Below are 26,422 nucleotides of genomic sequence, written 5' to 3' on the forward strand. Positions count from 1 at the left end.
GCCGGAGAATTCCGCAACCGCGAGCCACTTGCCTAAGGTCGAAAAACGGCGATTATGCCAGAAAATCAGACCTTTGACGAGGCTCGGGGACGTTTTTTCGCAGAGGCAGCACCGGATTACTTTCGGCCATTTTTCCTTGCCGATCAGATACTTGCGTCGCCGAGGGCGCCCGTGCGCGCCGGGTCCTGCCGGTAATAACGCGCGAGCAGCCGGTATAGCTCCGGATACTCCGCCTCGAACTCGCGCGGCTTCACGAACAGCGCCTCGCTGCACACGGCAAAAAATTCCGATGGATGATCGGTTGCATACGGATCGATCAGCGATTCACGCTCGAAGCGCGCCCAGCGGCGATCCGGCACCGCGTCGACCTTCGCACAGAACTGGTCGTATGCGTGGTCGAACACGTCCGCCCAATGCGCGGAATCGAGCGGCGCATGCAGCTTGCGAAAGAGGGGCGGGTGGCCATCCGCTTCGCCCGTCACCATGTCGATCTTGTGCGCGAACTCGTGAATCACGACGTTGTAGGCGTCCGAACTGTCCGTCATCTGCGCGTCTTCCCACGACAGGATCACGGGTCCGCCTTCCCAAGCTTCGCCGCTCGCATCGTGCTCGACTTCATGCACGACCCCGTCTTCGTCTTCGACAGTCTTGCGGATCACGAACTCGCCCGGATAGACGATCACGCCGACCCAGCCGCGATACAGTTCCAGCCCGAGATTGAGCACGGGCAGGCAGGCCTGTACGGCGATCGCGACGGTAATCTGTTCGGTCAGTTCGAGATCGTGTGCAGTCGAGAATTCCTTTTGCGCGATGAAGAGACTCGTCATCTCGCGCAGGCGCTGCAGGTCGGCGGGCGCGAAATGCGACAGGAATGGCAGGCCGTCGAGCGTCGCCTGCCAGAGCGCGTCGTCGATTGCGTAAGTGCGCAGCGCGCGGTCGCGGCGGCGCGTGTCGAGCCATCGAGTGAGTTTCGAAAACATCGCGTGCCTGGATTTGTTTGAGTGATCGATGTAGGGCGGCGGCCCGCGCGGCGTTCAGGCTTTCGTGCCTTTGGTGCGCTTCAAAGCGGCCGATGCGCGCCGCTTCTGGATCAGTTCGTCAGCGCTCTCGCCGGCGAGACGGCGCTGCACGTAATCCAGGTCGTCGCTCAGTTCGGCTTTGAGCTTCTGCGCTTCCTTCAGTTCGCGCTGCACGGACTCGATCCGCGCATCGAGCGACTCGACCTGCTGCGCGAGACCGTCGCGTATCTGCTGCAACGATTCCATCGAATAGCCACGGCGTCCGCTTTCGGTGTTTTCGAGCGGCCGCTTCAGCATTTCGGTGATGCCTGCCAGCGAAAAACCAAGCGCGCGCAAACGCAGGATGCGCGAAAAGCGTTCGAGATCATCCTCGTCGTACAGACGATAGCGGCCTTCGCTGCGGCTGGGCGTGACGAGCCCGCGTTCTTCGTAGTATTTGAGCGTGCGCGGCGTGACGGCGAGGCGTTCGGCGGCGTCGCGCACGGTCAGCAGAGTGGGGGAATCGGCGATCGGCATGGTGATGCTTCACTGGTCGGCGGGAGGTGAAGCATTATAGAGATAGGTGCGCGATCGCATTGTCGCTTGCGCAGGCGCAGCGCGTGAAAATAAAAAAACGCCTGCTCGAAAGCAGGCGTTTTTTGTGGGCGCGAACGCCGACGGGCGCGATGGCTATTTAGCCGCCGCCGCGACGCATCATGTCGAAGAACTCGGCGTTGTTCTTCGTCTGGCGGATCTTGTCGAGCAGGAATTCCATTGCTTCGACTTCGTCCATGTCGTGGATGAACTTGCGCAGCACCCAGATCTTTTGCAGGATCTCAGGCTTGATGAGCAGTTCTTCGCGACGCGTGCCGGACTTGTTCAGGTTGATCGACGGATAGACGCGCTTTTCCGCGAGACGGCGCTCGAGGTGCACTTCCATGTTGCCCGTGCCCTTGAACTCTTCGTAGATCACGTCGTCCATGCGGCTGCCGGTTTCGATCAGCGCCGTGCCGATGATGGTCAGCGAACCGCCTTCCTCGATGTTACGGGCCGCGCCGAAGAAGCGCTTCGGACGTTGCAGCGCGTTCGCGTCGACACCGCCCGTCAGCACCTTGCCCGATGCGGGGACAACCGTGTTGTAGGCGCGTGCGAGACGCGTGATCGAGTCGAGCAGGATCACGACGTCGTTCTTCATTTCGACGAGGCGCTTGGCTTTTTCGATCACCATTTCGGCGACCTGCACGTGACGCGCGGCCGGTTCGTCGAAGGTGGACGCAATGACTTCGCCCGCCACCGAGCGCTGCATTTCCGTCACTTCTTCAGGACGTTCGTCGATCAGCAGCACGAACAGGATCACGTCCGGATGGTTCTGCTTGATCGCATGCGCGATGTGCTGAAGCATCACGGTCTTGCCGGACTTCGGCGACGCGACGAGCAGACCGCGCTGACCCTTGCCGATGGGCGCGATCATGTCGATGATCCGGCCCGTGACGTTTTCTTCGCCACGCATCTCACGTTCGAGCAGCAGCACCTTGTTCGGGTGCAGCGGCGTCAGATTCTCGAACATGATCTTGTGCTTCGAGGCTTCCGGCGGCTGGCCGTTGACCTTGTCGACCTTCACCAGCGCGAAGTAGCGCTCGCCGTCCTTCGGCGTGCGGACTTCACCTTCGATCGTGTCGCCCGTATGCAGGTTGAAGCGGCGGATCTGCGACGGGCTGATGTAAATGTCGTCCGTGCTGGCGAGATACGAGGTTTCCGGTGAGCGCAGGAAGCCGAAGCCGTCCGGCAGCACTTCGAGGGTGCCGTCACCGAAGATCGTTTCGCCCGTTTTGGCGCGTTTTTTTAGAATGGCGAACATCAGTTCCTGCTTGCGCAGGCGGTTCGCACTTTCGATCTCGAGACCATTGGCCATCTCGATCAATTGGGAAACGTGCTGGGTCTTAAGCTCGGATAAATGCATACGGAGAACCCGCAGAGAAGGTGCGACCTGAAATGAATTCTGGGAGGAGAAGTGAGCGGAACCGCTCAAGGACTTACCCGTCTTTTCGACGTTTTGTGGATTCTAGCATAGCACACGCCAAAACCAGCCTGCGCGGCCGGTTCTTTGTCGGCGCATGATTCTTGTTGTCATTGTTGTCCAGCGACAACAAGAATCATGCGGCTCGCTTCATGCGTGGCGTTGCTTCACTGCCGACGCACTGTGCGAGCCGGGCAGCGCGCTTGCGGCGCGCGTGCCGTGTATGCAAATTAAAGGTTGCCGTCGAGGAACGCGGTGAGTTGCGACTTCGACAGTGCGCCAACCTTCTGTGCAGCGACCGCGCCGTTCTTGAAGAGGATCAGCGTGGGGATGCCGCGCACGCCGAACTTGACGGGCGTGGATTGATGTTCGTCGACATTGATCTTGGCGATCTGCAGGCGATCAGCGTAGTCCTTCGCAACTTCGTCGAGGATCGGCGCGATCATCTTGCACGGGCCACACCATTCCGCCCAGAAATCGAGCAGCACGGGTTTGTCGGATTTGACGACGTCCTGTTCAAACGACGCGTCGCTAATATGCTTGATGTGTTCGCTCATTTGTGTGAATACCTCTTTCGGTTCGAGGCCTGCTTTGAATGCCCGCCACGATACAACAAAATCAGAAAACTTTCCGTTCGCTTTGCCACAGGACAAACCATGAAACGCGCTGCGGGAAGTATCGTGGGGACACCTTCAGGAGAGCGGGCTGGCTTGGCTTTGCGGGCCACTTGAACGTCAGTTTAGCCTAAATTGCTATGCGTTGCCCGTCGTGATAGTACGCATTCCGACAGTAGGGTTTCGCGCCGCGGCTTTACATCACTCAGATGATCCCTGTGTCGATGCGAAGCGCGGTAGCTCCCTCGTGACATCAACTATCTGGAGTTCGCGCGCGCGAACACAAGAGGGTGGCGACGAAGTTTGAACGGGGTTTCTGTGCGTTTTGTCTGCGAGCCTCTCGCGCGGCGCAGCGAGCGATGTTAGAATGCGACGTGACGGGCCTCCTCGCATGGAGGTGCGGTCAACCTGGTCAGGTCGGGAACGAAGCAGCCACAGCCGTTTTCCGCCAGTGCCGAGGGTCAGGCTCGTCACCTTCCTTTTTTCCTTCGCATTATTTCCCCTGTTTGCTCTCTTTGCGGCGTCGTTCGAAACGCGGCATCTTCTATCGCTCCCTTAGCGAAATTCAATGAGGCGTCAGAGCGTTGTCACGCCTCGCTTGAACGCGCTATCGGGCGCGTTATCGATTCGTCTTTTCGCGTCAGTCTTGCTGATACAATTTCCGGATGACCTATCAAGTTCTCGCACGCAAATGGCGGCCGAAGGATTTCGCTTCGCTCGTCGGACAGGAGCACGTGGTGCGCGCGCTCACGCACGCGCTCGACGGCGGCCGTCTGCACCACGCCTATCTGTTTACCGGCACGCGGGGCGTCGGCAAGACGACGCTGTCGCGGATCTTCGCGAAGGCGCTCAACTGTGAAACGGGCGTCACGTCTACGCCATGCGGCGTGTGCCGTGCGTGCCGCGAGATCGATGAAGGGCGCTTCGTCGATTATGTCGAGATGGACGCGGCGAGCAATCGCGGCGTCGATGAAATGGCTGCGCTGCTGGAGCGCGCGGTCTATGCGCCCGTCGATGCGCGCTTCAAGGTCTACATGATCGACGAAGTACACATGCTGACGAACCACGCGTTCAACGCGATGTTGAAGACGCTGGAAGAGCCGCCGCCGCACGTCAAGTTCATCCTCGCCACGACCGACCCGCAAAAGATTCCCGTCACGGTGCTGTCGCGCTGTCTTCAGTTCAACCTGAAGCAGATGCCGGCAGGGCATATCGTGTCGCATCTCGAGCACATTCTCGGCGAAGAAAAAATTCCGCATGAAGCGCAGGCGCTGCGCCTGCTCGCGCGCGCCGCAGACGGCTCGATGCGCGATGCGTTGTCGCTGACCGATCAGGCCATCGCCTACTCGGCGAACCAGGTCACCGAGGAAGCCGTGCGCGGCATGCTCGGCGCGCTCGATCAAAGCTATCTGATCCGCCTGCTCGACGCGCTCGTCGCGGGCGAGGGTGCGGCCGTGCTGTCGGTTGCTGACGAAATGGCGTTGCGCAGCCTGTCGTTCTCGACCGCGCTGCAGGATCTGGCAAGTCTGTTGCACAAGATCGCGTGGGCGCAGTTTTCGCCGTCGTCGGTGCTGGACGAGTGGCCGGAAGCCGCCGACCTGCGCCGTTTCGCTGACACGCTGAGTCCGGAGCAGGTGCAACTGTTCTATCAGATCGCAACGATCGGCCGAAGCGAGCTGGGCCTTGCGCCTGATGAATACGCAGGCTTCACGATGACGCTGCTGCGCATGCTCGCGTTCGAACCGGCCCCGAACGGTGGCGGCGGAGGCGGTGTGACGCCGGCTGGCCGCTCGAGCGTCCCGGCTGCTGGAGCAAAGCGGACGGGCGCGCCTGTCGCGGCGGCGGCTGCTGCCGCGCCGCAGGCTCGCACGAGCGATGCGCCAGCGGCTACTACCGTTGCCATTGCACCCCGCGTCGCTCCGGTGGCGAAACCCGAACCGGCGCCGGTTCAGCCGCAAGCCGTTCCTGAGCCGGCCGTGTCGCCAGAGCCTGCGCCTGAAATTCAGGCCGCGCCTGTCGATGCCGCCGTCACGCCGCTGTCGGTGGCTGCGGCTTCGACCTCAGCCGAATCGACAGCGAACGTCGATTCGCCGGTTGCGTCGATCGGGCAACAAGATAACGCTGCGCCGGCAGATGATTCCTCCACGCAGACCGAATCCGCTCCGCGCCGCGCAGGTGGTGCGAGCGCCGCGCTCGACGTGCTGCGCAATGCGGGCCTGAAGGTATCGACGGGAAGCCGTCCGGCCTCGGCCGCTCCCGCGTCAGCGACGCCTGCGGCACCGGCCAAACCCGCCGCGCCGCGCGTCGCCGTGCGCGTGCCGACGCCCGATCCCGCCCGCCGCGCCGCGGCCGCCGCGCAACAGGAAAACGCCGCGCGCACGCAGACGCCGCGTGCCGCACAGCCGCAGGGCGCCTCTGGCGTCCCGCCGTGGGATGACATTCCGCCCGACGACTATATGCCCGCATCGTCGGACGATGCGTTCTTCGCGGCTTCCGACGACAACTTCATTCCTGTCTTCGACAGTGGCCCGGACGACATGCTGGTCGGGCGAGGCAATGCGCCCGCTACGCCCGTTGCGACAGCCGCGCCCGTCGTCGATATCCGCACGCTGCCGCCCGCCGTGCCACTCGATGCGATCGGCGTCGAAGGCGATTGGCCGGCGCTTGCCGTCACGCTGCCGCTCAAGGGCATCTCCTATCAGCTCGCGTTCAACAGCGAACTGATGGCCGTCGAGGGCAAGACGCTTAAGCTCAACGTCGCGGTCCAGCTCTACACCGAATCCGCGCAGGTCGCGAAGCTCAAGGCGGCGCTGGCCGAGCGGCTGGGCAGCGAAATCGACGTGCAGGTCGAGGTCGGCCCCGTGCGGCGCACGGCCGCCGTGCTCGACTCGATCGAACGCGCGAAACGCCAGCAGGAAGCCGAGCGCGAGATTGGCGCCGATCCGTTCGTGCAGTCGCTGATCCGCGAATTCGGCGCGAGCATCGTGCCGGGCTCCGTTCGCCCGCTCGCGCCGGGCGCCGAAGGCGGCCAGAGCGCGGCCGGCCACTGACTTCCGCGCGCGCCTCCCATTACGCCGACGCGCACGCGCCCAACCGAATCCATTATTACGAAGGAGCAAGTCCATGATGAAAGGTCAACTCGCCGGGCTGATGAAGCAGGCCCAGCAGATGCAAGAAAACATGAAGAAGATGCAGGAGCAACTCGCGCTGATCGAAGTCGAGGGGCAGTCGGGTGCGGGCCTCGTCAAGGTGACGATGACCTGCAAGAACGACGTGCGCCGCGTGTCGATCGATCCGAGCCTGCTCGCCGACGACAAGGACATGCTCGAAGACCTCGTCGCCGCTGCCTTCAACGATGCCGTGCGCAAGGCAGAAGCCACCGCGCAGGAAAAGATGGGCGGCATGACTTCGGGCCTGCCGTTGCCGCCGGGATTCAAGCTGCCGTTCTAACAACGCGCAGCGTGTCGCGCGCGGCGCATGGCCGCATCGCCTCATGGCCATATGCCCGCGCGTTCGCCGTTCGTTGTCGAATGGCGCGGCTTCGCTCGCTGGAACACATCCGCGATTCAACCCACTACACGTCGACGCCGCCGTACCAGCATGAAACAACCTTCCGCCTTGTCGGCGCTCGTCGAAGCGCTGCGTGCGCTGCCCGGCGTCGGTCCGAAGTCCGCGCAGCGCATGGCGTATCACCTGATGCAGCACGATCGGGAAGGCGCCGAAAAACTCGGCCGCTCGCTGCTGTTCGCCACCGAGCATCTGCAGCACTGCGAGAAGTGCAACACGTTCACGGAAGCGCAGATCTGCGAGGTCTGCAGCGACAGCGAACGCGATCCGACGCTGCTGTGCGTCGTCGAAACGCCCGCCGACCAGATCATGCTCGAACAGACCATGACCTATCGCGGCCTGTATTTCGTGCTGATGGGGCGCCTCAGTCCGCTCGATGGCATCGGCCCCAAAGAAATCCATTTCGACCGGCTCGTCAGGCGTGCGTCGGACGGCGTCGTCAAGGAAGTCGTGCTCGCGACCAACTTCACCAACGAAGGCGAGGCGACGGCCCATTATCTCGGCCAGACGTTCAAGGCGCGCGGCCTGTCCGTCACGCGGCTCGCGCGCGGCGTGCCTGTGGGCGGCGAACTCGAATATGTCGACGCGGGCACGATCGCGCGCGCGATGCTCGACAGGCGTTCGATGTAACGGCGCGTTGTCCGCACCACAACTCGTCCGAACCACAACGTGTGACAGCAGGACCGCCCGGCCAGCACAACGAAGATCAGGAGACACATGAGCGCATCCACTTCAACGCCAACGGAAAAAACCGAAGCGGAAAAGCCCAAGGGACCGCTCGCGGGCGTCAAGGTGCTCGAACTCGGCACGCTGATCGCGGGCCCGTTCGCCGCGCGTTTTCTCGGCGAGTTCGGCGCGGACGTGATCAAGATCGAAGATCCGAAGGGCGGCGATCCGCTGCGCAAATGGCGCAAGCTTTATCCCGAAGTGGGCGGCACGTCGCTGTGGTGGGCCGTGCAGGCGCGCAACAAGAAGTCGGTGACGATCAATCTAAAGGCCGACGAAGGCAAGGAAATCGTTCGCAAGCTCGCGAAGGAAGCGGATATCGTCGTCGAGAATTTCCGGCCTGGTCTGCTCGACAAGCTGGGGCTCGGCTATGACGTGCTGTCGGCGGAAAATCCGGGTCTCGTGATGGTGCGTCTGTCCGGTTACGGGCAGACGGGCCCGTATCGCGACCGTCCCGGCTTCGGTGCGATTGCCGAATCGATGGGCGGGCTGCGTCATATCACCGGCTATCCGGACCTGCCGCCGCCGCGCATCGGCATTTCGATCGGCGATTCGATCGCGGCGCTGCATGGCGTGATCGGTGCGCTGATGGCACTGCATCATCGGCAGGTGAACGGCGGCAAAGGGCAGGTCGTCGATGTCGCGCTGTACGAAGCCGTCTTCAACATGATGGAAAGCGTGGTGCCCGAATACGGCGTGTACGGCATGGTCCGTGAGCGCACGGGCGCATCGCTGCCGGGTATCGTGCCGTCCAACACCTATCCGTGCCGCGACGGAAGCATCGTGATCGGCGGCAACAGCGATCCCATCTTCAAGCGCCTGATGCTCGCGATCGACCGCGAAGACCTTGCGAACGACCTATCGCTCGCGCATAACGATGGCCGCGTGCCGCGCACGCAGGAGATCGACGGCGCGATCGCCGCGTGGCTAGCCAGCCGCACGATCGACGAAGCGCTCGACGTGCTGAACGCCGCCGACGTGCCCGTGGGCCGCATCTACAGCGTCGCCGACATGTTCACCGATCCGCAGTACGTCGCGCGCCAGATGATCCAGACGTTCAAGTGGCACGATGGCCGCGACATCACGCTGCCGAACGTCACGCCGAAGCTCTCGGAGACGCCCGGCGAGACGCGCTGGCTCGGGCCGGAACTGGGTGAACATACGGATGAAGTTCTGCAAACGCTGGGTTATGATGCGGACCACATTGCAAGGTTGCACGCGCAACAGATCGTGTAGCGGGCACACACGCTAGCGCACGAAGACGGGCGGATCAGCCCGCGACAGAACAAAAACTGGAGACAGGACCATGCAACGAAGAAGCTTCCTCGCAGGCGGCGCGGCACTCGCGGGCGCCTCGCTCGTCGGCTCGCCGCTCGCGTTCGCGCAAAGCAAGCTGGAGACGTCGAAAGTCGCGATCGCTGTCGGCGGCAAGAACCTCTTCTACTACCTGCCGCTCACCATCGCCGAGCGCCGCAATTTCTTCAAGGACGAAGGGCTCGAAATCGAAATCTCCGATTTCGCGGGCGGCTCGCAGGCGTTGAAGGCGGCCGTCGGCGGCAGCGCGGATGTGGTGTCCGGCGCGTTCGAGCACACGCTGCTGTTGCAGGCGAAGAGCCAGTACTTTCGAGAATTCGTGCTGCAAGGCCGCGCGCCGCAGATCGTGCTCGCCGTGTCGAAGAAGACGATGGCGAACTACAAGTCGATCGCCGATCTGAAGGGCAAGAAAATCGGCGTGACAGCGCCGGGCTCGTCGACGTCGATCATGGCGAGCTTCGTGCTCGCCAAAGCCGGGCTGACGGCGAAGGACGTGTCGTTTATCGGCGTCGGCGCGGGCGCCGGCGCGATCGCCGCGTTGCAGTCCGGCCAGATCGACGCGCTCGCCAATCTCGACCCGGTGATGACCAAGCTCGAACGCTCGGGCGAGATTCGCGTCGTGTCGGATACGCGCACGCTCAGCGACACGCGCACGGTGTTCGGCGGCAACATGCCGGCCGGCTGCCTGTACGCCTCGCAATCGTTCATCAGCAAGAATCCGAATACGACGCAGGCGCTCACCAACGCGATGGTGCGCGCGCTCAAGTGGCTGCAGACGGCAACGGGCACCGAGCTGATCAACACCGTGCCTGAGTCGTATCTGCTCGGCGACCGCGCGCTGTATCTGGATGCGTGGCAGCACGTGAAAGAGGCAATGTCGCCCGATGGCCTGATGCCCGCCGACGGCCCCGCGACGTCGCTGAAGACGCTGCAGGCGTTCGACGAGACGATAAAGGGCAAGCCGATCGATCTGTCGAAGACCTGGACGAACGACTTCGTGAAGAAGGCGCTCGCGACGGTCAAGGCATAACGCGCGATCTAAACTTCGATTCAACCTCGATCCGTACCGGGCTTCCGCCCGGCGACGCGCGTGCGGGCGGAAGCCCTGCCGTGTCACGACGTGGCGACATCGAACCACCGAAGCATCGAAACAAGCGAGCCGAACGATGACCGTTGCCGCCCTGGCGCTCGAAAACATTACCTGCACGTTTGCGTCGCGCGAGAAGCGCGGGCAAAGCTACACCGCCGTCAAGGACACGACGCTGCGCATCGCGCCGGGCGAGTTCGTCTCCGTGGTCGGCCCGACGGGCTGCGGCAAGTCGACCTTGCTGAACGTCGGCGCGGGGCTGCTGGAGCCGTCCTCGGGCGCGGTGACGGTGTTCGGCGAGCCGCTCTCGGGCATCAACCGGCGCGCGGGCTACATGTTCCAGGCCGACGCGCTGATGCCGTGGCGCTCGGCGCTCGATAACGTGCTGGCGGGCCTGTCGTTCCATGACGTGCCGCGCGCCGAAGCTCTCGCGCGCGCCGACGAATGGCTGAAGCGCGTCGGCCTAGGTGGGTTCGGGGATCGTTATCCGCATCAGCTGTCGGGCGGCATGAGAAAGCGGGTCGCGATGGCGCAGACGCTGATCCTCGATCCCGACATCATCCTGATGGACGAGCCGTTTTCCGCGCTCGATATCCAGACGCGCCAGCTGATGGAAAACGAGCTGCTCGATCTGTGGGCCGCGAAGCGCAAGGCCGTGCTCTTCATCACGCACGATCTGGATGAAGCGATTGCGATGTCGGACCGCGTCGTGGTGCTGTCGGCGGGGCCGGGTACGCGGCCGATCGGCGAGTTCACGATCGATCTGCCGCGCCCGCGCGATGTCGCCGAAGTGCGCTCGCATCCGCGCTTCGTCGAATTGCACGCGCAGATCTGGAGTGTGCTGCGCGATGAAGTGCTCAAAGGTTATCAGCAGCAATTGACGGTCGCGCCGGAGGGCAACTGAGATGTGGAAAGCATTGCGCCCGAACCGCGCGAACCTCGTGATCTGGCAGTGGCTGCTGCTCGTGCTGTGCTTCGTGCTCTGGTACGTGCTGACGAGCCCGACACTGTTGCCCGCGTTCTATTTCGACGACGCCAACAAGGCCGCGTTCTTCTTCGGCGAGCCGCAGAAAGTACTCGTGCGGATCTGGGAATGGTTCGCGTCTGGTGAAATCTATCTGCACCTGTGGATCACGCTGATCGAGACCGTGCTCGCGTTTGCGCTGGGCACGGTGCTCGGACTGGGGGTCGGCTTGTGGCTCGCGCTGTCGCCGCTCGCGAGCGCGTTGTTCGACCCGTACATCAAGGCCGCCAACTCGATGCCGCGGGTGATTCTCGCGCCGATTTTCGGCGTGTGGTTCGGGCTCGGCATCTGGTCGAAGGTCGCGCTCGGCGTGACGCTCGTGTTCTTCATCGTGTTCTTCAACGTCTATCAGGGCGTGAAAGAAGTGAGCCCCGTCGTGCTCGCGAACGCACGCATGCTCGGCGCGAACCGCAAGCAGCTGCTGCGCGCCGTCTATCTGCCGAGCGCGATGAGCTGGGTGTTTTCGAGCCTGCATACGTCGGTGGGGCTGGCGTTCGTCGGCTCGGTGGTGGGCGAGTATCTGGGTTCGGCGCGCGGCGTCGGCTATCTGATCCTGCAGGCCGAAGGCACGTTCGATATCAACACCGTGTTTGCCGGCATTCTCGTGCTGACGGCTTTCGCGTTGATACTCGATGCGATCGTCGGCGCGATGGAGAAGCGCCTGATGAAATGGCAGCCGAAGAGTGGCGAGACAGAAAAGCTCTGATCGCCCGACGTTCCAATTGAAAAACGGCGCGTGACCTGCGAAGGTCACGCGCCGTTTGTGTTTGAAAGGCGATTGAGGCTTACGGCGTGATCACGATCTTGCCGAGCACGCGCCGCTGCGCCATGTCGTTGAGCGCGCGCGCCGTGTCTTCGAGCGGATAACGCGCCGACACGAGCGGCGTGAGCTTGCCTTCGCGAATCCAGCCGAGCATTTCTTGAAACGCGGCGGCATTGCGTTGCGGCTCGCGCCGCGCGAAATCGCCCCAGAACACGCCGACGATGCTCGCGCCTTTCAGCAGTGCGAGATTGAACGGCAGCTTCGGAATTTCGCCGTTCGCAAAGCCCACGACGAGATAGCGCCCGCGCCAGCCGATGCTGCGAAATGCCGGCTCCGCATAACTGCCGCCGACAGGGTCATAAATCACATCGGGCCCGTTGCCGTCCGTGAGCACCTTGATGCGTTCGCGCAAGTCTTCCGTCGCGTAGTTGATGGTTGCGTCGGCACCGTGCGCGACGCAGGTCGCGAGCTTCTCGTCGCTCGATGCCGCCGCGATCACGCGTGCGCCGAGCGCCTTGCCGATTTCGACGGCGGCGAGTCCTACACCGCCTGCCGCGCCGAGCACGAGCATCGTCTCGCCCGCTTTCAGTGCCGCGCGATCGACCACGGCGTGATGCGACGTGCCATAGGCGAGGGTGAAGACGGCTGCCGTCTCGAGGTCGGCGTCCTCGGGCAACGGCACGCATGCGCTCGCGTCCGCGACGGCCTGCTCGGCAAAGCCGCCTTGCTGCGTGTAGGCGACCACCCGCATGCCGGGCCTGAACTGCGTGACGCCGTCGCCGACGGCGCGCACGATACCCGCGACTTCCGCGCCGGGCGTGAAGGGCAGGGGCGGCTTGAACTGGTATTTGTTCTGGATGATCAGCACGTCGGGAAAGTTGACGCTTGCCGCTTTGACGTCGATTGCGATCTGGCCGGCTTGCGGCACGAGATCGGGCAGTTCCTCGATGTTCAAGCTTTCAGGCGGCCCGTACTGGTTGCAGCGGATTGCGCGCATCGTGTCTCCCTTCGGTCAATGTGCGTTGCAGGCTTCACGGTTCATGCATGGTTCATAAGCGTGCTTCCGACTGCGTGCCGGTCGCGTGGTTGATGCAACGCGTGTGCCGCTGCGAAGTAACGCCACGAAGCAACAGTCGCCATCTGCCGAACCCTTGTAGCAGAGCAGTGTAAAGCAAGCTCGAACGACCGTGCGCTTTCACCATGCTGCTGCACACATGCCACGCTGCATGAAAGCATAGGCATGCGCGGGGCCCGTGTGTCGTTCGCGTGCCTTGTTTCCTCGGTTACAATCGCCGCATGCGAATCCTACTCAGCAATGACGACGGTTATCTGGCGCCAGGCCTTGCTGCGCTTTACGAAGCGCTGAAGCCGCTCGCCGATGTCACCGTGATGGCTCCCGAACAGAATTGCAGCGGCGCGTCGAATTCGCTGACGCTTTCGCGCCCGCTGTCGGTGCTGCGCTCGGCCAACGGTTTCTACTACGTGAACGGCACGCCGACCGATTCCGTCCACATCGCGCTGACGGGCATGCTCGATCACACGCCCGATCTCGTCGTGTCCGGCATCAACAACGGGCAGAACATGGGCGAGGACACGCTGTACTCGGGCACCGTCGCCGCGGCGACGGAAGGCATCATGTTCAATGTGCCCGCTATCGCGTTTTCACTCGTCGATAAAGACTGGGTGCATCTCGAAGACGCCACGCGTGTTGCCGCCGAAATCGTTGCGCACTATCTCGAGCGTCCGTTGCCCGGTTATCCGTTGCTGAATGTCAACATTCCGAACCTGCCTTACGAGCAGTTGCTCGAGTGGCGCATCACGCGCCTGGGCAAGCGGCATCCGTCGCAGCCGGTGATCCGGCAGACCAATCCGCGCGGCGAGCCGATCTACTGGATTGGACCGGCGGGCGGCGCGCGCGATGCCAGCGAAGGCACCGACTTCCACGCGGTGGCCAACGGCCTCGTGTCGATCACGCCGCTGCAACTCGATCTGACCCATACGGCTATGCTGCCCGCGGCGCGCGACTGGCTGAGCGCCGGGAGCGGCGCTTCATGACGGGCGAGCGCGCAAAGCGCTTTCCGCTTGGACTCGAAGACCTGGTGCGCGAGCCGCGCCGGGCGGACGCACGCGGCGCGAAAGCGGGTGCGGCCAAGCCGGCTGCATCGAAGCCTGCCGCAACCAAGACGGCCGTACCCAATCTGAACGCGCAGGCAGCAGGCCGCGCGCGCAGCGGCGTGAGCGGCAACGTGGCCGCAAAAACGCCGGCGGGCGCGAAGAGCGCGACAGGCATCCTCAATTCGAACGCGAAAGCGGCCAGTTCGTCCGCGCGCACGCCCGCGATTACAAAAAGTCCGTCCGGAATCGTCAATACGAAAGGCGCAACCACGATCCGCAATGACGGCGCGCGCAACCAGTTGCCGCGTCCCGTGACGACGTCGTTCGAGCGCACGGGCGCGCCCAACGTCGCGTTGACGAGCGCCGTCACGCTGACGTCAGAACGCGTGCGCGAGCGGATGGTCGAAAGGCTGCGGGCGAACGGCATCACGGACCCGCGCGTGCTCGACGCGATGGCGATGGTGCCGCGTCATATGTTCGTCGATCCCGGCCTTGCCACGCAGGCTTACGAGGACGCGGCTCTGCCGATCGGCCATCACCAGACGATCTCGAAGCCTTCTGTGGTCGCGCGGATGATCGAGCTGGCCGCGCAGGGCCGCACGCTCGCGAACGTGCTGGAAATCGGCACCGGCTGCGGCTATCAGGCCGCGGTGCTGAGCCACGTCGCGCGCGACGTCTATTCGATTGAACGCATCAAGCCGCTTTACGAGCGCGCGAAGACGAACCTGCGTCCGCTGCGCATCCCGAACATCCGTCTGCACTACGGCGACGGACGGATCGGTTTGCCGGCCGCGGCACCGTTCGATGCGATCGTGATCGCGGCAGCTGGGCTCGATGTGCCGCAGGCGCTGCTCGAGCAGCTTGCCATTGGCGCGCGGCTTGTGGCGCCTGTCGGATCGCAGGACGGACAGTCGCAGGTACTCACGCTCGTCGAGCGCACGGGGCCCGCGCAGTGGCGCGAATCGCGGCTTGATCGCGTTTTCTTTGTCCCCTTAAAATCCGGAGTGATTTAACCCCGATGAGTATGTTTCGCGCGATGCAAAGAACAAGCCTGAATGTCCCGTTGTCCGTCGCTCAGCGCAGCGTTTGCGTGGCCATGCTGTCCGTCCTGGCCGCATGTGCAACGCGGCTCGATCAGGCGCCCGTCGTCGATCGCTCCGGCACCCTTGGCACCGTCACGCAGGCGGGCGCCGCGCCCGGCGCGCAGCCGGCCGTGCCGCTCGGCCCGCCGCCTCCGGGCTATTACCGAGTGAAGCCCGGCGATACGTTGTATAGGATCGCGCTCGAAAACGGTCAAAACTATCGCGACATCGCCACGTGGAACAACCTGACGAACCCGAACCAGATCGAAGTCGACCAGTTGCTGCGCGTGGCGCCGCCGGGCGCGAACGGCGCACCCGTCGTGCCGGGTGTTGCGACCGCGCCGATTGGCGGTGGCGCGGTGCAGAACGCGCCAATTGCGGGCGTGCAGCCGGCGCCGTCGGCGGGCCTGGCCAACCAGCCGCCCATTTACGGTGCGGCGCCGGGCGCGTCAGGTGCACAGGCGATCACGCCGCCGCCCGCGGCCAGCGACGCGACGGCGTCGAACGGCAACGTGACGTTTGCATGGCCCGTGCGTGGTCCGTTGTTGAACGGCTTTGATGATTCGAAGAACAAAGGCGTGAACATCGGCGGATCGGCGGGCGAAGCGGTAAAGGCTTCTGCTGATGGTCGCGTGGTTTATGCAGGAAATGGGCTGCGCGGTTACGGCAATCTCATTATCATCAAACATGACGCGACGTATCTCACAGCGTATGCACATAATCGTGCTTTGATGGTAAAAGAGGGTGACGCGGTGACCAAAGGTCAGAAGATCGCCGAAATGGGCAACAGTGATTCGGACCGCGTGATGTTGCATTTCGAAGTTCGCCGCCAGGGTAAGCCTGTCGACCCAATGAAGTATTTGCCGCCGCAATAAGCCAAGCGATACGACCATGCCGAAATCGAAGCGCCGCCCGTCGCAAGCAGAGACTGAGTCCGTGAGCCGTGCCACGCCTGTTTCGGTGGACGACGCTGGCGCTTCGGAGGTCGATGACGACAACGTCGAGGACCTCGAGAACTCCAACGATTCCGAAGAGCGTGCGTCGGGTCGCGACGAGGAATCTGAGGGGCGCGAAAGCGCAAACGATTCCGCGCCCGACGCCGACGACTTTCGCGCGTTGCTGCAGGCCGAACTCACGGCCGACACGATCCAGCACTACCTGAACCGGATCAGCGTGAAGCCGCTGCTCACCGTCGAGGAAGAGCAGCGCTATTCGCGCCTCGCGAAGGCGGGCGAGTTCGAAGCGCGCCAGGTGATGATCGAGCGCAATCTGCGGCTCGTGGTCAGCATCGCGAAGGGCTATCTGAATCGCGGCGTGCCGCTGCTCGATCTGATCGAAGAGGGCAACCTCGGCCTGATGCACGCGATCGAAAAGTTCGATCCGACGCGCGGCTTCCGTTTCTCGACGTATGCGACGTGGTGGATCCGCCAGAGCATCGAGCGCGCGATCATGAATCAGGCGCGCACGGTGCGGCTGCCGGTGCACGTGATCCGCGAGCTGAACCAGGTGTTGCGCGCGAAGCGCCACCTCGAAAAGAATTCGATGAATTCGGGCGAAGCGGCCGAGCGCCGTGACGCGAGCATCGACGACATTGCGTATCTGACGGGCAAGACGACGGACGAAGTCACCGATATCCTCGCTTTGAACGAGCACACGGCGTCGCTCGATGCGCCGCTCGATCTCGACCCGGCGAGCAGCCTGCTCGATCTGTTGTCCGACGACCAGAGCCAGTCGCCCGATGCCGAGGTGCAGCACCGCGAGCTCGAGACGCTGACGCGCGCGTGGCTCGCGCGGCTGTCGGACAAACATCGTCATGTGATCGAGCGCCGCTTCGGGCTGAATCACATCGAACCGGCCACGCTCGAGGAACTCGCCGACGAAATGGGCCTCACGCGCGAGCGTGTTCGCCAGATCCAGCAAGAGGCGCTCGTGCGTCTGAAGCGCTTCTTTGCGTCCAATGGCGTTCGGAAGGACGCTGTTCTCTAGAAACTGATGACTCCCATTCTGGTATTCGACATCGAGACGATTCCCGATGTCGCCGGCATTCGCCGGCTTGAAAGTCTTCCCGCAACGATGTCCGACGAAGAAGTGGCCGAGCACGCGTTCGCGGCGCGGCGCGAGAAGACGGGCAGTGATTTTCTGCCGCATCATCTGCAGCGTGTCGCGGCGATTTCGTGCGTGTTCCGCGATAACAATGGTTTTCGGGTGCGTTCGCTTGGCACGACCTCGGATGGCGAGGCTTCGCTCGTGCAGTCGTTTTATCGCACGATCGAGAAGTACACACCGCAGCTCGTGTCGTGGAATGGCGGCGGTTTTGATTTGCCGGTGCTGAATTACCGTGCGCTGGTGAATGGTATTCGCGCGAACCGGTTTTGGGATCTTGGCGAGGATGACCGCGATTTCAAGTGGAACAACTACATCAGCCGATACCACGCGCGGCATACCGACTTGATGGATGTGCTGGCGATGTATCAGGCGCGGGCGAATGCGCCGCTCGATGCGCTTGCCAAGCTGTGTGGCTTTCCCGGCAAGCTCGGGATGGATGGCGGGCAGGTGTGGCACGCGTTTCAGGCAGGGCGGATCGATGAGATTCGTAACTACTGTGAGACGGATGTCGTGAATACGTATCTGCTTTATTGTCGGTTTCAGTTGATGCGGGGTGGGTTTTCGCCGGAGGAGTACGCGGATGAAATTGCGTTGGTGAAGAACTCCTTGGCGCAGGAGGCTTCGCCGCACTGGGCCGAGTATCTCGCTGCGTTTGATAATTAGTGGTTTTGATGTCTGCGACGCTGGGTGGTTTGCTTGTGTTCGCGCTGGCATCCGCGATGCGGTGTTTGCTATGCACGCGGTTTGGTTTATTTGCCTTGGCGCTGGCATCCGCGTTATGCCTTCGTGCTTCAAGCGTCGCCCCTGTGCGGGGCGGCACCTACTTTTCTTTGCCGCCCCGCACAGGGGCGACGCTTGAGCTGCAAACACCGTAACGCGGATGCCAGCGCCAACACCAGCGTCGCAGACAAACAAAAATCAACCCATCTCTACGACAATCGGCTGATGATCCGAAGCGCGGGTCGCGCCATCGACCTCACACCTGCGTAACCGCGTCCGCAAATCCTCGGTGACAAATACGAAATCACACGTCAGCGGCCCATCCGCCCACTGGACCTTGTCATAGACACCCGCCGTCATAGGCGGCGTCTCCGCGGGATGCAGCGCAGTCCACGCATCGATAAAAGAAGGACTGCCGTCGAGCGGCTCCAGCATCCGCCGGTAGGCTTCACTATCGTATGCGCTATTGAAATCGCCACACACGATCGCACTGACAGGCCGCCCGGTATCAGCAAAAGGCCCAATGGCGTTCTCGGCGGGTACGGGGTGCGCCGCATGCCCAGCGGCCTCTTGCTGCAACTGGCGCAGCCGATTAACCTGCGCGAGCCGCTGCTTTAGCGAATAAAACTCCAGATGCGTAACGATGACCCGCACCGAACCGCCCGGCGCGCGCAGCACAGCCTCAAGCGCGACGCGCTGCATCGACGGCGCCTCCGAATCGGCCGGCCACGGCAAAGAATGCCGGATCACACGTTCGACGGGCAGCCGCGTCGCGATCGCATTGCCGAACTGCCGTCGCGGCGCAGCCGGTGCATCGAGCTTCAGCGCGGGCAAATCCGCGCCGATCGCCTCCAGCACCGTGAAGCCGGGCAGGGCGTCGGCGATCTCGGCGAACTGGTCGTCGCCCGGATGCCCCGCCAGCACCGAAAAGCCACGCGTGACTTCCTGCAGGCACAGCACATCGAAATCAACGAGCCGCCGCGCCTCGTCGACCGTGCGCGACAGGTTCACGTCCCCGTGCGCACTGCGTCCCCACTGGACATTCCAGCTGATCAGTCGCATCGTCAAATCTCCGTCGGTGTGTGTCGTTCGTCTACAATCTCGTGTTTGGTCCCACTTTTACATAGTCTGTCAGGAAGTCGCAGGTGTCCGAAACTGTCCCCCACATTGGTAAAACGCGCTCGTCCAGGAAGCGCAAGCAGGCGCGCGAAGACGCAGCCGCTGGCCCCTTCAAGGCGCCCGAACTCGATATCGAGTCGCTCGACATGGAAGCGCGCGGCGTCGGCCGCACCGTCACGGAAGACGGCTCGCCCGGCAAGGTCATCTTCGTCGAGGGCGCGCTGCCCGGCGAACGTGTAACCTATTCGAGCTACCGGAAGAAGCCGAGTTTCGAACAGGCGCAGGTCGTCGATATTCTTAAAGAGAGCGTGATCCGTACCCGCCCGCAGTGCAAGTTTTTTGGCATCTGCGGCGGTTGTTCGATGCAGCATCTCGACGTGCGCGCGCAGATCGCCGTCAAGCAGCGCGTGCTCGAAGACAATCTGATGCATCTGTCGAAGCTGCGTCCGGAAACCGTGTTCCGGCCGATCCACGGTCCGTCGTGGGGCTACCGCTATCGTGCGCGCCTCACCGTGCGCAACGTCGTGAAGAAGGGCGGCGTGCTGGTCGGTTTTCATGAGAAGAAGAGCAGCTACGTCGCCGATATGACGAGCTGCGAAGTGCTGCCGCCGCATGTGTCCGACATGCTGGTGCCGCTGCGGCACATGGTCGAAGCGCTGTCGATTCGCGATCGCATGCCGCAGATCGAACTGGCTGTCGGCTCGTCGGTGACGGCGCTCGTGCTGCGCGTTCTGGAGCCGATCAACGAGGCCGACGAACAGGTGCTGCGCGATTTCGCCGATCAGCACAACGTCCAGTTCTGGCTGCAGCCGAAGGGTCCGGACACGGTCTATCCGTTCTATCCGCTCGATGCGCAGCTCGACTACACGCTGCCCGAATACGGCATCCGCATGCCGTTCCGTCCCACCGACTTCACGCAGGTCAACCATCAGATCAACCGTGTGCTGGTCGGCCGCGCGCTGCGGTTGCTGGCGCCCGCGAAGACGGACCGCGTGCTCGATCTGTTCTGCGGCATCGGCAACTTCACGCTGCCGCTTGCGCGGATTTCGCGCGAAGTGGTCGGTATCGAAGGCAGCGAGGTGCTGACCTCGCGCGCGCTCGACAACGCGAAGGAAAATGGCGTCGACAGCCATACGTCGTTCGCTAGCCGCAACCTGTTCGAAGTCACCGCCGACGACATCCGCGCGCTCGGTCACTTCGACAAGTACCTGATCGATCCGCCGCGCGAAGGCGCGCTCGCGGTGTCGAAGGCGCTGGCGGATATTGCGCAGAGCGGCGAAGGGCCGTTGCCGAAGCGCATCGTCTACGTGTCGTGCAACCCCGCGACGCTCGCGCGCGACGCGGGCCTGCTCGTGCACGAAGCGGGCTACCGGTTGAAGGGTGCGGGCGTCGTGAACATGTTCCCGCATACGTCGCACGTCGAGTCGATTGCGCTCTTCGAGCGCGACTGAATGTGACGGGCTGAAGCGTCCGCCCACTGCGAAAACGCGGAAATGCGGACGCCAGAAACGAAAACGCCACGGTATGAGCCGTGGCGTTTTTTTATCCGGTCAGGCGGCTCAGAACTGCCACCACGACTTTTCCTTGCCCGGACGGGCATGGCCCGTGATGTACGGGCTGTCCGGGAAGGTGCCGGCCAGGATGCGCTTCGTGTCGTCCGCGAGTTGCGGCTGATCCAGTTTCTGATACGACAGCATCATGATGTGCAGCGCGTCTTCGATCGCAGGCGCGTTCTTGTATTCCTTGATCGCGAGCTGCGCACGGTTGATGGCGGCCACATACGCGCCGCGGCGGTAGTAGTAGTCCGCCGCGTGCACTTCGTGCGACGCGAGCGCGTTCACGATATAGCGCATGCGCTGGGCGGCATCCGGTGCGTACTTGCTCTGCGGATACTTGTCGACGACGACCTTGAACGCGTCATACGACTCGCGCAGCGACTTCGGATCGCGCTCGCTCATGTCCTGGCCCGAGAAGCGGCCGAACAGGCCCAGATCGTCGTTGAAGTGGATCATGCCCTTCAGGTAATACGCGTAGGGGATGTCCGGGTGATCCGGGTGAAGCTGGATGAAGCGGTTGACGGCCTGGTCGGCGGCGTCCGTTTCGCTGTCCTTCCAGTTGCAGTACGCGACGTTGATCTGCGCCTGCTGCGCGAAGTGGCCGAACGGGTCGCGGCCTTCGAGTGCTTCGAAGTATTTCGCGCACTTGCCGAAGTCGCCGCCGCTCAAGGAGTCTTGCGCCTCCGTATATAATTTATTGTTGGTCCACGTGGCCGTTTCGTCGGTCTTTTCCGGCAGGCCGTGACAGGCCGCTATCAGCGTAACGGCCGCCATGGAAGCGCCATAGAGGGCTGCTTTCCTGGCCAGCTTTTGGGCCACCGTCTTTCGAACAGTTTGAGTAATGATGTTCAAGGCTCGCATTTTCCAGTCTAGCTTTACGTCCAGGTGACCCAGTCTCGATGACCCGTTCCAATACTCCGCGCCCCGGTCAGGGCGCGCGGAAGAGCAACAAAGATTATAGCCCAAGCGCCGACCTCGCCAACGCATCCGCGGGTGAACCGGGCGCCGATGCACTCGACGACGATCTCGTCGACGATGCGCTCGCCCCACAGCCTGTATCCGCCGCGGAGCAAGGCTCCGCGCGGCGCGCGGACGAAACGCCGCGCGTCGTCACGGTGCCGTCCGAGCTTGCCGGCGAGCGGCTCGACAAGGTGCTCGCCAAAGTCTTTCCGGAGTTTTCACGCAGCCGGCTGCAAAGCTGGATCGAGGCGCAGCGTGTGCGCGTCGACGGGCAGCCCGCGAAAATCCGCCATCCGGTGCCGCTTGGCGCATCGATCGAGCTCGTGCCCGATCTGCTGCCCGAGCAGCTCGCGTTCACGCCGGAACCCGTGCCGCTCGATATCGTCTATGAAGACGACACGCTCGTCGTGATCAACAAGCCGGCCGGCCTCGTCGTGCATCCCGCTGCGGGGAACTGGAGCGGCACGGTGCTCAACGGCCTGCTGCATCGCTATGGCGACGCGGCGGCGGGCTTGCCGCGCGCGGGCATCGTGCATCGGCTGGACAAGGAAACATCGGGGCTGATGGTCGTCGCGCGCACGCTCGAAGCGCAAACCGATCTCGTGCGCCAGCTGCAGGCGCGCACCGTGAAACGCCGCTATCTCGCGCTCGTGTGGGGCAACATGCGCGACGAAGGCACGATCGACGCGCCGATCGGCCGCGATCCTCGCGAGCGCACGCGCATGGCCGTGGTGACGGGCGCAGCGGGCAAGCCGGCGCGCACGCACTTCCGGCGCATCGATTCGGCGATATGGGAGCGGCAGCCCGTGTCAGCGATTCACTGCGATCTGGAGACGGGCCGCACGCATCAGATCCGCGTGCATTGCGCGCACATCGGCCATCCGCTGCTCGGCGACCCTGTTTATGGACGCGCGCGCGGCAAGCGTTCGGTGGCGCCGCTGCCGGGCGGCTTTGCGCGCCAGGCGCTGCATGCATGGCGGCTCGCGCTGGTTCATCCACGGACGGGCCGCACGATGCAATGGCGCGCCGACGTGCCGGACGATATCGCTGAACTGTCCGAAGCGTTGGGCCTCGGCCGCGAGCACGAAGCAGCATACCAGGAAGATTTCGACGAGTATGACGACGACTACGATGACGAAGCCGAAGCATCGATCGAAGACGACTACGACGATGAAGACGATGCCGACGACGAAGCCTCACCCGACAAGGACGACCGCGCATGACGCTGCCTGAGCTGACCACGAATGACGTGCTGCGCCCCGAGTGGTCCGTGTCGTCGCGCGTGCGGGCGCTCGTCACGACGCGCAATGGCGGCGAGAGCCTGCCGCCGTTCGGCACATGGCGCGATGGCGTCGATGGACCGGGCGGGCTGAATCTCGGTAGGAAGTCGGGCGACGATCCCGCGCATGTCGAAGCAAACCGCGCGCGTCTGATGACGCTGACAGCGCACGATGAGGCCGCATGGCTCTCGCAGGTTCATGGCGCGACCGTCGTGAATGCAGACGACGTGCTGGCCGCCACACAGCGCGGCGAACCGTTGATGCAAGCCGACGCCAGCGTGACCGACCGGACGGGCCCGGTATGCGTGGTGATGATCGCCGATTGCATGCCCGTTCTGCTATGCGATCCGCAAGGCCGCGCGGTGGGCGCCGCGCACGCGGGCTGGCGCGGTCTCGCGTCGGGTGTCGTGGAGAATACGGCGCAGCGTGTCGCATCGCTCGCGGGCACTGACATGTCAGTGCTGCATGCTTATCTCGGCCCATGCATCGGCCCGCAGGCCTTCGAGGTCGGACCAGATGTGCGTGACGCCTTCATGAAAGGTGTCGGCGGCGCACAACGCGATATCGTCGCCAGCGCCTTCGTCGAGCACCCGCTGAATGCCGGCAAGTTCCTCGCGGATCTGCCGGGGCTCGCGCGCTGGCGTCTCGCGCAGATCGGCGTGACGAACGTGACAGGCGGCGATCACTGCACGGTCACCGAACGCGAGCGGTTCTACTCCTATCGACGCGATCGCGAAACGGGCCGCATGGCCGCGCTGATCTGGCTCGCGGATCAATGACAGGCGCGTCTAACTGCCGCTGCGCAAAGGCAATTTTGCTGCGCGTGGCCCGACGTCGAGCGGGGTCTTATGCAGTCTTATGCTGCACTGCGCGAAAATAAGAAGACCTACGCGGTTGCGCAGTGCATAAGCGTTCCGCGCGTTCCCCCATCAGCCAGACGAGCCCGTAGTCACGGGCTCGTTTTGCATTGCACAGCACAATCGTTTCTTCCATCGGCAATTCGGTTTCATATACATCGGGAAAACGATGATGAAAAAATTATCGCAGTGCGGCAAAATCGGGAACAAGCATTGACATGCCTTGCGATGGGGCGCAAGAATGTTCTCCACCGGGCAAGGGCGTAACGCGGTCGCGATCCACTCGCGCCTGCCGCGCAAGTACCTGCCTCTCAACCCGTCCGCGAGGACATTTCGGTTAAAAGCAGGCATGGCTGCATCTCAAACTTCCTCGACTTCTTCTCGCACGGACACCTCGTCGGACCGCACGCAGCAGCAAGCGGATGCGGCAGGGGTCCATCAATGGTTCGATGCCTGGATGAACGCATGGCGTTCGCTAGGCGCGCAGGCTGCAGCGAACGGCAATCCTTTTAGTGTCCCCGCTATGCCCGACTTCGCGAAAGCGGCGACGGCGCAGGCCGGTTCGCTGCCGTTTGCGAATCCCTTCTTCGAGCAAATCGCCAAACAGTTTGCGCAAACGCAAGCTCAACCGGGCGGTCCGGCCGAAGGCCAGCCGTTCAACGCATTCTTCGGGCAGGCATTCAATCCTCAGTTCGCGCAACAGTTCACGCAGCAGCTTGCCGGGTTGAAGGTGCCGAGCGCATCGATCCCGTCCACGCGTCTTCAGCAGTTGCAGTCCGACTATTCGCGCGAGGCGATGCAGTTGCTGCAACAGTCGACGCAGACAAGCTCGTCGGGTATCGAGCTCAAGGACCGGCGCTTCAGTTCGGATGCGTGGAAGACGACGCCCGTCTACGCGTACACGGCAGCGTGGTATCTGCTGAACGCGCGTTATCTGCAGGAACTGGTCGATGCGCTCGAAACCGACCAGAAAACCCGTGAGCGCATCCGCTTCGCCGTGCAGCAATGGACGGCGGCCGCCTCGCCGAGCAACTTCTTCGCGCTGAATCCCGAAGCGCAAAAGACGCTGCTCGAAAGCAACGGCGAAAGCCTGCGCCAGGGCGTGACGAACCTGCTCAACGACATGCAGCGCGGCAAGATATCGCAGACGGACGAATCGCGTTTCGTAGTCGGCAAGAATCTCGCGATGTCGGAAGGTTCCGTCGTGTTCGAGAACGAGCTGATGCAGCTGATCCAGTACAAGCCGCGCACGGCCACCGTGTACGAGCGGCCGTTGCTGATCGTGCCGCCTTGCATCAACAAGTACTACATCCTCGATCTCCAACCTGAGAACTCGCTCGTCGCGCACGCGGTCGAGTCGGGCCATCAGGTGTATCTGATTTCGTGGCGCAACGCGGACCAGTCGATCGCCGAGAAGGGATGGGACGACTACATCGGCGATGGCGTGCTGGCCGCGATCGAAACTACGCGCCAGATCAGCGGCCGCGAGCAGATCAACACGCTCGGTTTCTGTATCGGCGGCACGTTGCTCGCGACGGCGCTGGCCGTGGCGTCGGCACGCGGCGAGCATCCCGCGGCATCGATGACGCTGCTGACGGCGATGCTCGACTTCGCCGACACGGGCATCCTCGACATCTTCGTCGACGAAGCGCATGTGCAGATGCGGGAGCAGACCATCGGCGGCAAGAACGGCACGCCCGCTGGCCTGATGCGCGGCCTCGAGTTCGCGAACACGTTCTCGTTCCTGCGCCCGAACGATCTCGTGTGGAACTACGTGGTCGACAACTACCTGAAGGGCCGCACGCCGATGCCGTTCGACCTGCTGTACTGGAACAGCGATTCGACGAGCCTGCCGGGTCCGATGTACTGCTGGTATCTGCGCAACACGTATCTGGAAAACAAGCTGCGCGAGCCGGGAGCGCTGACCACGTGCGGCGAGAAGGTGGACCTGACGCGCATCGACGTGCCGACGTTCATCTACGGCTCGCGTGAAGACCACATCGTGCCGTGGGAAACGGCGTATGCGTCGGTGCCGTTGCTGACGGGGCCGCGCAAGTTCGTGCTCGGCGCGTCGGGCCATATCGCCGGCGTGATCAATCCGCCGTCGAAGAAGAAGCGCAGCTTCTGGTCGGTAGCGGGCGACGATAAAACGCTGCCCGACAATCCCGCCGACTGGTTCGAAAGCGCAACGGAAACACCCGGCAGCTGGTGGCCCGAATGGACGAACTGGCTCGACCAGTTCGCCGGCAAGAAGGTGAAGCCCGCGGCGCAAGCCGGCTCGGCCGAGTTCCCGGTGATCGAACCCGCGCCTGGCCGCTACGTGCAGGAGCGCGAATAATCGTTCGGGTGCCGAATCATTCGCATACGGTCGCCGTCGAAGTGAAAAGAGCGACCGCCGCCTGACGGATAACGAGTGACGACGGATGGAGTGAGACAGACGCTGTATCGCAGTAATGCTGACTTGACCGGATTAACAACTTGACGGGGTACTGTGGAGCATGTCGCCGCAGCCCCGGA

23 protein-coding genes and 1 other RNA gene are annotated in these 26,422 nt (G+C 63.2%); 17 read left to right on the forward strand and 7 right to left on the reverse strand.

Annotated features, from left to right (window positions below; genetic code table 11):
• Positions 1-143 precede the first annotated feature (143 nt).
• From SB822_RS16480 to trxA, 4 genes are all read right to left on the reverse strand, one after another.
• Positions 144-980: a M90 family metallopeptidase gene (locus SB822_RS16480; RefSeq protein ID WP_090835275.1), complete on the reverse strand. Its 837-nt coding sequence runs from the start codon at positions 978-980 to the stop codon at positions 144-146.
• A 54-nt stretch (positions 981-1,034) separates the two neighbouring features.
• Positions 1,035-1,535 carry a MerR family transcriptional regulator gene (locus tag SB822_RS16485; protein WP_007586496.1) on the reverse strand — a complete coding sequence of 167 codons (501 nt, stop codon included), beginning with the start codon at positions 1,533-1,535 and terminating at the stop codon, positions 1,035-1,037.
• A gap of 157 nt (positions 1,536-1,692) precedes the next feature.
• Positions 1,693-2,958, reverse strand: coding sequence for a transcription termination factor Rho (gene rho, locus SB822_RS16490; protein WP_007586495.1), 1,266 nt, complete (start codon positions 2,956-2,958; stop codon positions 1,693-1,695).
• Between the two features lie 287 nt (positions 2,959-3,245).
• A complete protein-coding gene (gene trxA, locus SB822_RS16495) occupies positions 3,246-3,572 on the reverse strand; it encodes a thioredoxin TrxA (RefSeq protein ID WP_007586494.1) in 327 nt (108 codons plus the stop codon).
• A 433-nt stretch (positions 3,573-4,005) separates the two neighbouring features.
• Between trxA and ffs the strand changes: the two genes are divergently transcribed.
• The 8 genes from ffs to SB822_RS16535 all read left to right on the forward strand — a co-directional run bounded on the left by ffs (position 4,006) and on the right by SB822_RS16535 (position 12,053).
• Positions 4,006-4,104: signal recognition particle sRNA small type (gene ffs, locus SB822_RS16500), an RNA gene on the forward strand.
• Positions 4,105-4,294: 190 nt separating this feature from the next.
• A complete protein-coding gene (gene dnaX / locus SB822_RS16505; protein WP_090835273.1) occupies positions 4,295-6,679 on the forward strand; it encodes a DNA polymerase III subunit gamma/tau in 2,385 nt (794 codons plus the stop codon).
• A 73-nt stretch (positions 6,680-6,752) separates the two neighbouring features.
• A complete protein-coding gene (locus SB822_RS16510; RefSeq protein ID WP_007182071.1) occupies positions 6,753-7,079 on the forward strand; it encodes a YbaB/EbfC family nucleoid-associated protein in 327 nt (108 codons plus the stop codon).
• Between the two features lie 150 nt (positions 7,080-7,229).
• Positions 7,230-7,826 (forward strand): recombination mediator RecR, encoded by a 597-nt coding sequence (gene recR, locus SB822_RS16515; RefSeq protein WP_007586491.1) that lies wholly within the window; start codon positions 7,230-7,232, stop codon positions 7,824-7,826.
• A gap of 87 nt (positions 7,827-7,913) precedes the next feature.
• Complete coding sequence (locus SB822_RS16520; RefSeq protein ID WP_090835272.1) at positions 7,914-9,158, forward strand: CaiB/BaiF CoA transferase family protein; 1,245 nt, start codon at positions 7,914-7,916, stop codon at positions 9,156-9,158.
• Positions 9,159-9,228: 70 nt separating this feature from the next.
• Entirely contained in the window at positions 9,229-10,266 is a 1,038-nt protein-coding gene (locus tag SB822_RS16525; protein ID WP_410855208.1) for an ABC transporter substrate-binding protein, read from the forward strand.
• Between the two features lie 136 nt (positions 10,267-10,402).
• Entirely contained in the window at positions 10,403-11,227 is an 825-nt protein-coding gene (locus SB822_RS16530) for an ABC transporter ATP-binding protein (protein ID WP_007586487.1), read from the forward strand.
• Between the two features lies 1 nt (position 11,228).
• A complete protein-coding gene (locus SB822_RS16535; RefSeq protein WP_079485784.1) occupies positions 11,229-12,053 on the forward strand; it encodes an ABC transporter permease in 825 nt (274 codons plus the stop codon).
• A 79-nt stretch (positions 12,054-12,132) separates the two neighbouring features.
• On the opposite strand, the gene SB822_RS16540 is transcribed toward SB822_RS16535, so the two are convergent.
• Positions 12,133-13,107, reverse strand: coding sequence for an NADPH:quinone oxidoreductase family protein (locus SB822_RS16540; protein ID WP_090835266.1), 975 nt, complete (start codon positions 13,105-13,107; stop codon positions 12,133-12,135).
• 299 nt (positions 13,108-13,406) lie between these two features.
• On the opposite strand from SB822_RS16540, the gene surE reads away from it, so the two are divergent.
• Genes surE through SB822_RS16565 form a run of 5 tightly spaced genes read left to right on the forward strand, consistent with a single transcriptional unit; the run spans position 13,407 to position 18,076 of the window.
• A complete protein-coding gene (surE, locus tag SB822_RS16545; RefSeq protein ID WP_090835262.1) occupies positions 13,407-14,165 on the forward strand; it encodes a 5'/3'-nucleotidase SurE in 759 nt (252 codons plus the stop codon).
• Entirely contained in the window at positions 14,162-15,238 is a 1,077-nt protein-coding gene (locus SB822_RS16550; protein WP_090835260.1) for a protein-L-isoaspartate(D-aspartate) O-methyltransferase, read from the forward strand. The genes surE and SB822_RS16550 overlap by 4 nt, the downstream gene beginning before the upstream one ends.
• A gap of 5 nt (positions 15,239-15,243) precedes the next feature.
• Positions 15,244-16,182, forward strand: coding sequence for a peptidoglycan DD-metalloendopeptidase family protein (locus SB822_RS16555; protein WP_090835257.1), 939 nt, complete (start codon positions 15,244-15,246; stop codon positions 16,180-16,182).
• A 16-nt stretch (positions 16,183-16,198) separates the two neighbouring features.
• Positions 16,199-17,293 (forward strand): RNA polymerase sigma factor RpoS, encoded by a 1,095-nt coding sequence (rpoS, locus tag SB822_RS16560; protein WP_007586478.1) that lies wholly within the window; start codon positions 16,199-16,201, stop codon positions 17,291-17,293.
• A gap of 6 nt (positions 17,294-17,299) precedes the next feature.
• The gene (locus SB822_RS16565) at positions 17,300-18,076 is read left to right on the forward strand and encodes a 3'-5' exonuclease (RefSeq protein WP_007586476.1); all 777 of its coding nucleotides are present in this window, start codon (positions 17,300-17,302) and stop codon (positions 18,074-18,076) included.
• A gap of 255 nt (positions 18,077-18,331) precedes the next feature.
• On the opposite strand, the gene SB822_RS16570 is transcribed toward SB822_RS16565, so the two are convergent.
• The gene (locus SB822_RS16570) at positions 18,332-19,195 is read right to left on the reverse strand and encodes an endonuclease/exonuclease/phosphatase family protein (protein WP_090835255.1); all 864 of its coding nucleotides are present in this window, start codon (positions 19,193-19,195) and stop codon (positions 18,332-18,334) included.
• Positions 19,196-19,278: 83 nt separating this feature from the next.
• Between SB822_RS16570 and rlmD the strand changes: the two genes are divergently transcribed.
• Positions 19,279-20,703 (forward strand): 23S rRNA (uracil(1939)-C(5))-methyltransferase RlmD, encoded by a 1,425-nt coding sequence (rlmD, locus tag SB822_RS16575; RefSeq protein ID WP_090835253.1) that lies wholly within the window; start codon positions 19,279-19,281, stop codon positions 20,701-20,703.
• A 108-nt stretch (positions 20,704-20,811) separates the two neighbouring features.
• On the opposite strand, the gene SB822_RS16580 is transcribed toward rlmD, so the two are convergent.
• Positions 20,812-21,669, reverse strand: a complete 858-nt coding sequence (locus tag SB822_RS16580; protein WP_090835249.1) for an outer membrane protein assembly factor BamD — start codon at positions 21,667-21,669, stop codon at positions 20,812-20,814.
• A 38-nt stretch (positions 21,670-21,707) separates the two neighbouring features.
• On the opposite strand from SB822_RS16580, the gene SB822_RS16585 reads away from it, so the two are divergent.
• The 3 genes from SB822_RS16585 (at position 21,708) to phaC (ending at position 26,243) form a co-directional block, all read left to right on the forward strand.
• Positions 21,708-22,991, forward strand: a complete 1,284-nt coding sequence (locus SB822_RS16585) for an RluA family pseudouridine synthase (protein WP_090835247.1) — start codon at positions 21,708-21,710, stop codon at positions 22,989-22,991.
• The gene (pgeF, locus tag SB822_RS16590) at positions 22,988-23,827 is read left to right on the forward strand and encodes a peptidoglycan editing factor PgeF (protein ID WP_090835245.1); all 840 of its coding nucleotides are present in this window, start codon (positions 22,988-22,990) and stop codon (positions 23,825-23,827) included. The genes SB822_RS16585 and pgeF overlap by 4 nt, the downstream gene beginning before the upstream one ends.
• 427 nt (positions 23,828-24,254) lie before the next feature.
• Positions 24,255-26,243 (forward strand): class I poly(R)-hydroxyalkanoic acid synthase, encoded by a 1,989-nt coding sequence (phaC, locus tag SB822_RS16595; protein ID WP_176133830.1) that lies wholly within the window; start codon positions 24,255-24,257, stop codon positions 26,241-26,243.
• Positions 26,244-26,422: the final 179 nt, after the last annotated feature.

Origin of the sequence: Paraburkholderia sp. SIMBA_054 (assembly GCF_046534875.1) — a bacterium.
Classification (GTDB): domain Bacteria; phylum Pseudomonadota; class Gammaproteobacteria; order Burkholderiales; family Burkholderiaceae; genus Paraburkholderia; species Paraburkholderia hospita.

Excerpts from the sequence above, each read along its gene's own strand:
- SB822_RS16480 (WP_090835275.1), bottom strand. The coding sequence starts at position 980 with ATGTTTTCGAAACTCACTCGATGGCTCGACACGCGCCGCCGCGACCGC.
- SB822_RS16485 (WP_007586496.1), bottom strand. The coding sequence starts at position 1,535 with ATGCCGATCGCCGATTCCCCCACTCTGCTGACCGTGCGCGACGCCGCC.
- rho (WP_007586495.1), bottom strand. The coding sequence starts at position 2,958 with ATGCATTTATCCGAGCTTAAGACCCAGCACGTTTCCCAATTGATCGAG.
- trxA (WP_007586494.1), bottom strand. The coding sequence starts at position 3,572 with ATGAGCGAACACATCAAGCATATTAGCGACGCGTCGTTTGAACAGGAC.
- dnaX (WP_090835273.1), top strand. The coding sequence starts at position 4,295 with ATGACCTATCAAGTTCTCGCACGCAAATGGCGGCCGAAGGATTTCGCT.
- SB822_RS16510 (WP_007182071.1), top strand. The coding sequence starts at position 6,753 with ATGATGAAAGGTCAACTCGCCGGGCTGATGAAGCAGGCCCAGCAGATG.
- recR (WP_007586491.1), top strand. The coding sequence starts at position 7,230 with ATGAAACAACCTTCCGCCTTGTCGGCGCTCGTCGAAGCGCTGCGTGCG.
- SB822_RS16520 (WP_090835272.1), top strand. The coding sequence starts at position 7,914 with ATGAGCGCATCCACTTCAACGCCAACGGAAAAAACCGAAGCGGAAAAG.
- SB822_RS16525 (WP_410855208.1), top strand. The coding sequence starts at position 9,229 with ATGCAACGAAGAAGCTTCCTCGCAGGCGGCGCGGCACTCGCGGGCGCC.
- SB822_RS16530 (WP_007586487.1), top strand. The coding sequence starts at position 10,403 with ATGACCGTTGCCGCCCTGGCGCTCGAAAACATTACCTGCACGTTTGCG.
- SB822_RS16535 (WP_079485784.1), top strand. The coding sequence starts at position 11,229 with ATGTGGAAAGCATTGCGCCCGAACCGCGCGAACCTCGTGATCTGGCAG.
- SB822_RS16540 (WP_090835266.1), bottom strand. The coding sequence starts at position 13,107 with ATGCGCGCAATCCGCTGCAACCAGTACGGGCCGCCTGAAAGCTTGAAC.
- surE (WP_090835262.1), top strand. The coding sequence starts at position 13,407 with ATGCGAATCCTACTCAGCAATGACGACGGTTATCTGGCGCCAGGCCTT.
- SB822_RS16550 (WP_090835260.1), top strand. The coding sequence starts at position 14,162 with ATGACGGGCGAGCGCGCAAAGCGCTTTCCGCTTGGACTCGAAGACCTG.
- SB822_RS16555 (WP_090835257.1), top strand. The coding sequence starts at position 15,244 with ATGAGTATGTTTCGCGCGATGCAAAGAACAAGCCTGAATGTCCCGTTG.
- rpoS (WP_007586478.1), top strand. The coding sequence starts at position 16,199 with ATGCCGAAATCGAAGCGCCGCCCGTCGCAAGCAGAGACTGAGTCCGTG.
- SB822_RS16565 (WP_007586476.1), top strand. The coding sequence starts at position 17,300 with ATGACTCCCATTCTGGTATTCGACATCGAGACGATTCCCGATGTCGCC.
- SB822_RS16570 (WP_090835255.1), bottom strand. The coding sequence starts at position 19,195 with ATGCGACTGATCAGCTGGAATGTCCAGTGGGGACGCAGTGCGCACGGG.
- SB822_RS16580 (WP_090835249.1), bottom strand. The coding sequence starts at position 21,669 with ATGCGAGCCTTGAACATCATTACTCAAACTGTTCGAAAGACGGTGGCC.
- SB822_RS16585 (WP_090835247.1), top strand. The coding sequence starts at position 21,708 with ATGACCCGTTCCAATACTCCGCGCCCCGGTCAGGGCGCGCGGAAGAGC.
- pgeF (WP_090835245.1), top strand. The coding sequence starts at position 22,988 with ATGACGCTGCCTGAGCTGACCACGAATGACGTGCTGCGCCCCGAGTGG.
- phaC (WP_176133830.1), top strand. The coding sequence starts at position 24,255 with ATGGCTGCATCTCAAACTTCCTCGACTTCTTCTCGCACGGACACCTCG.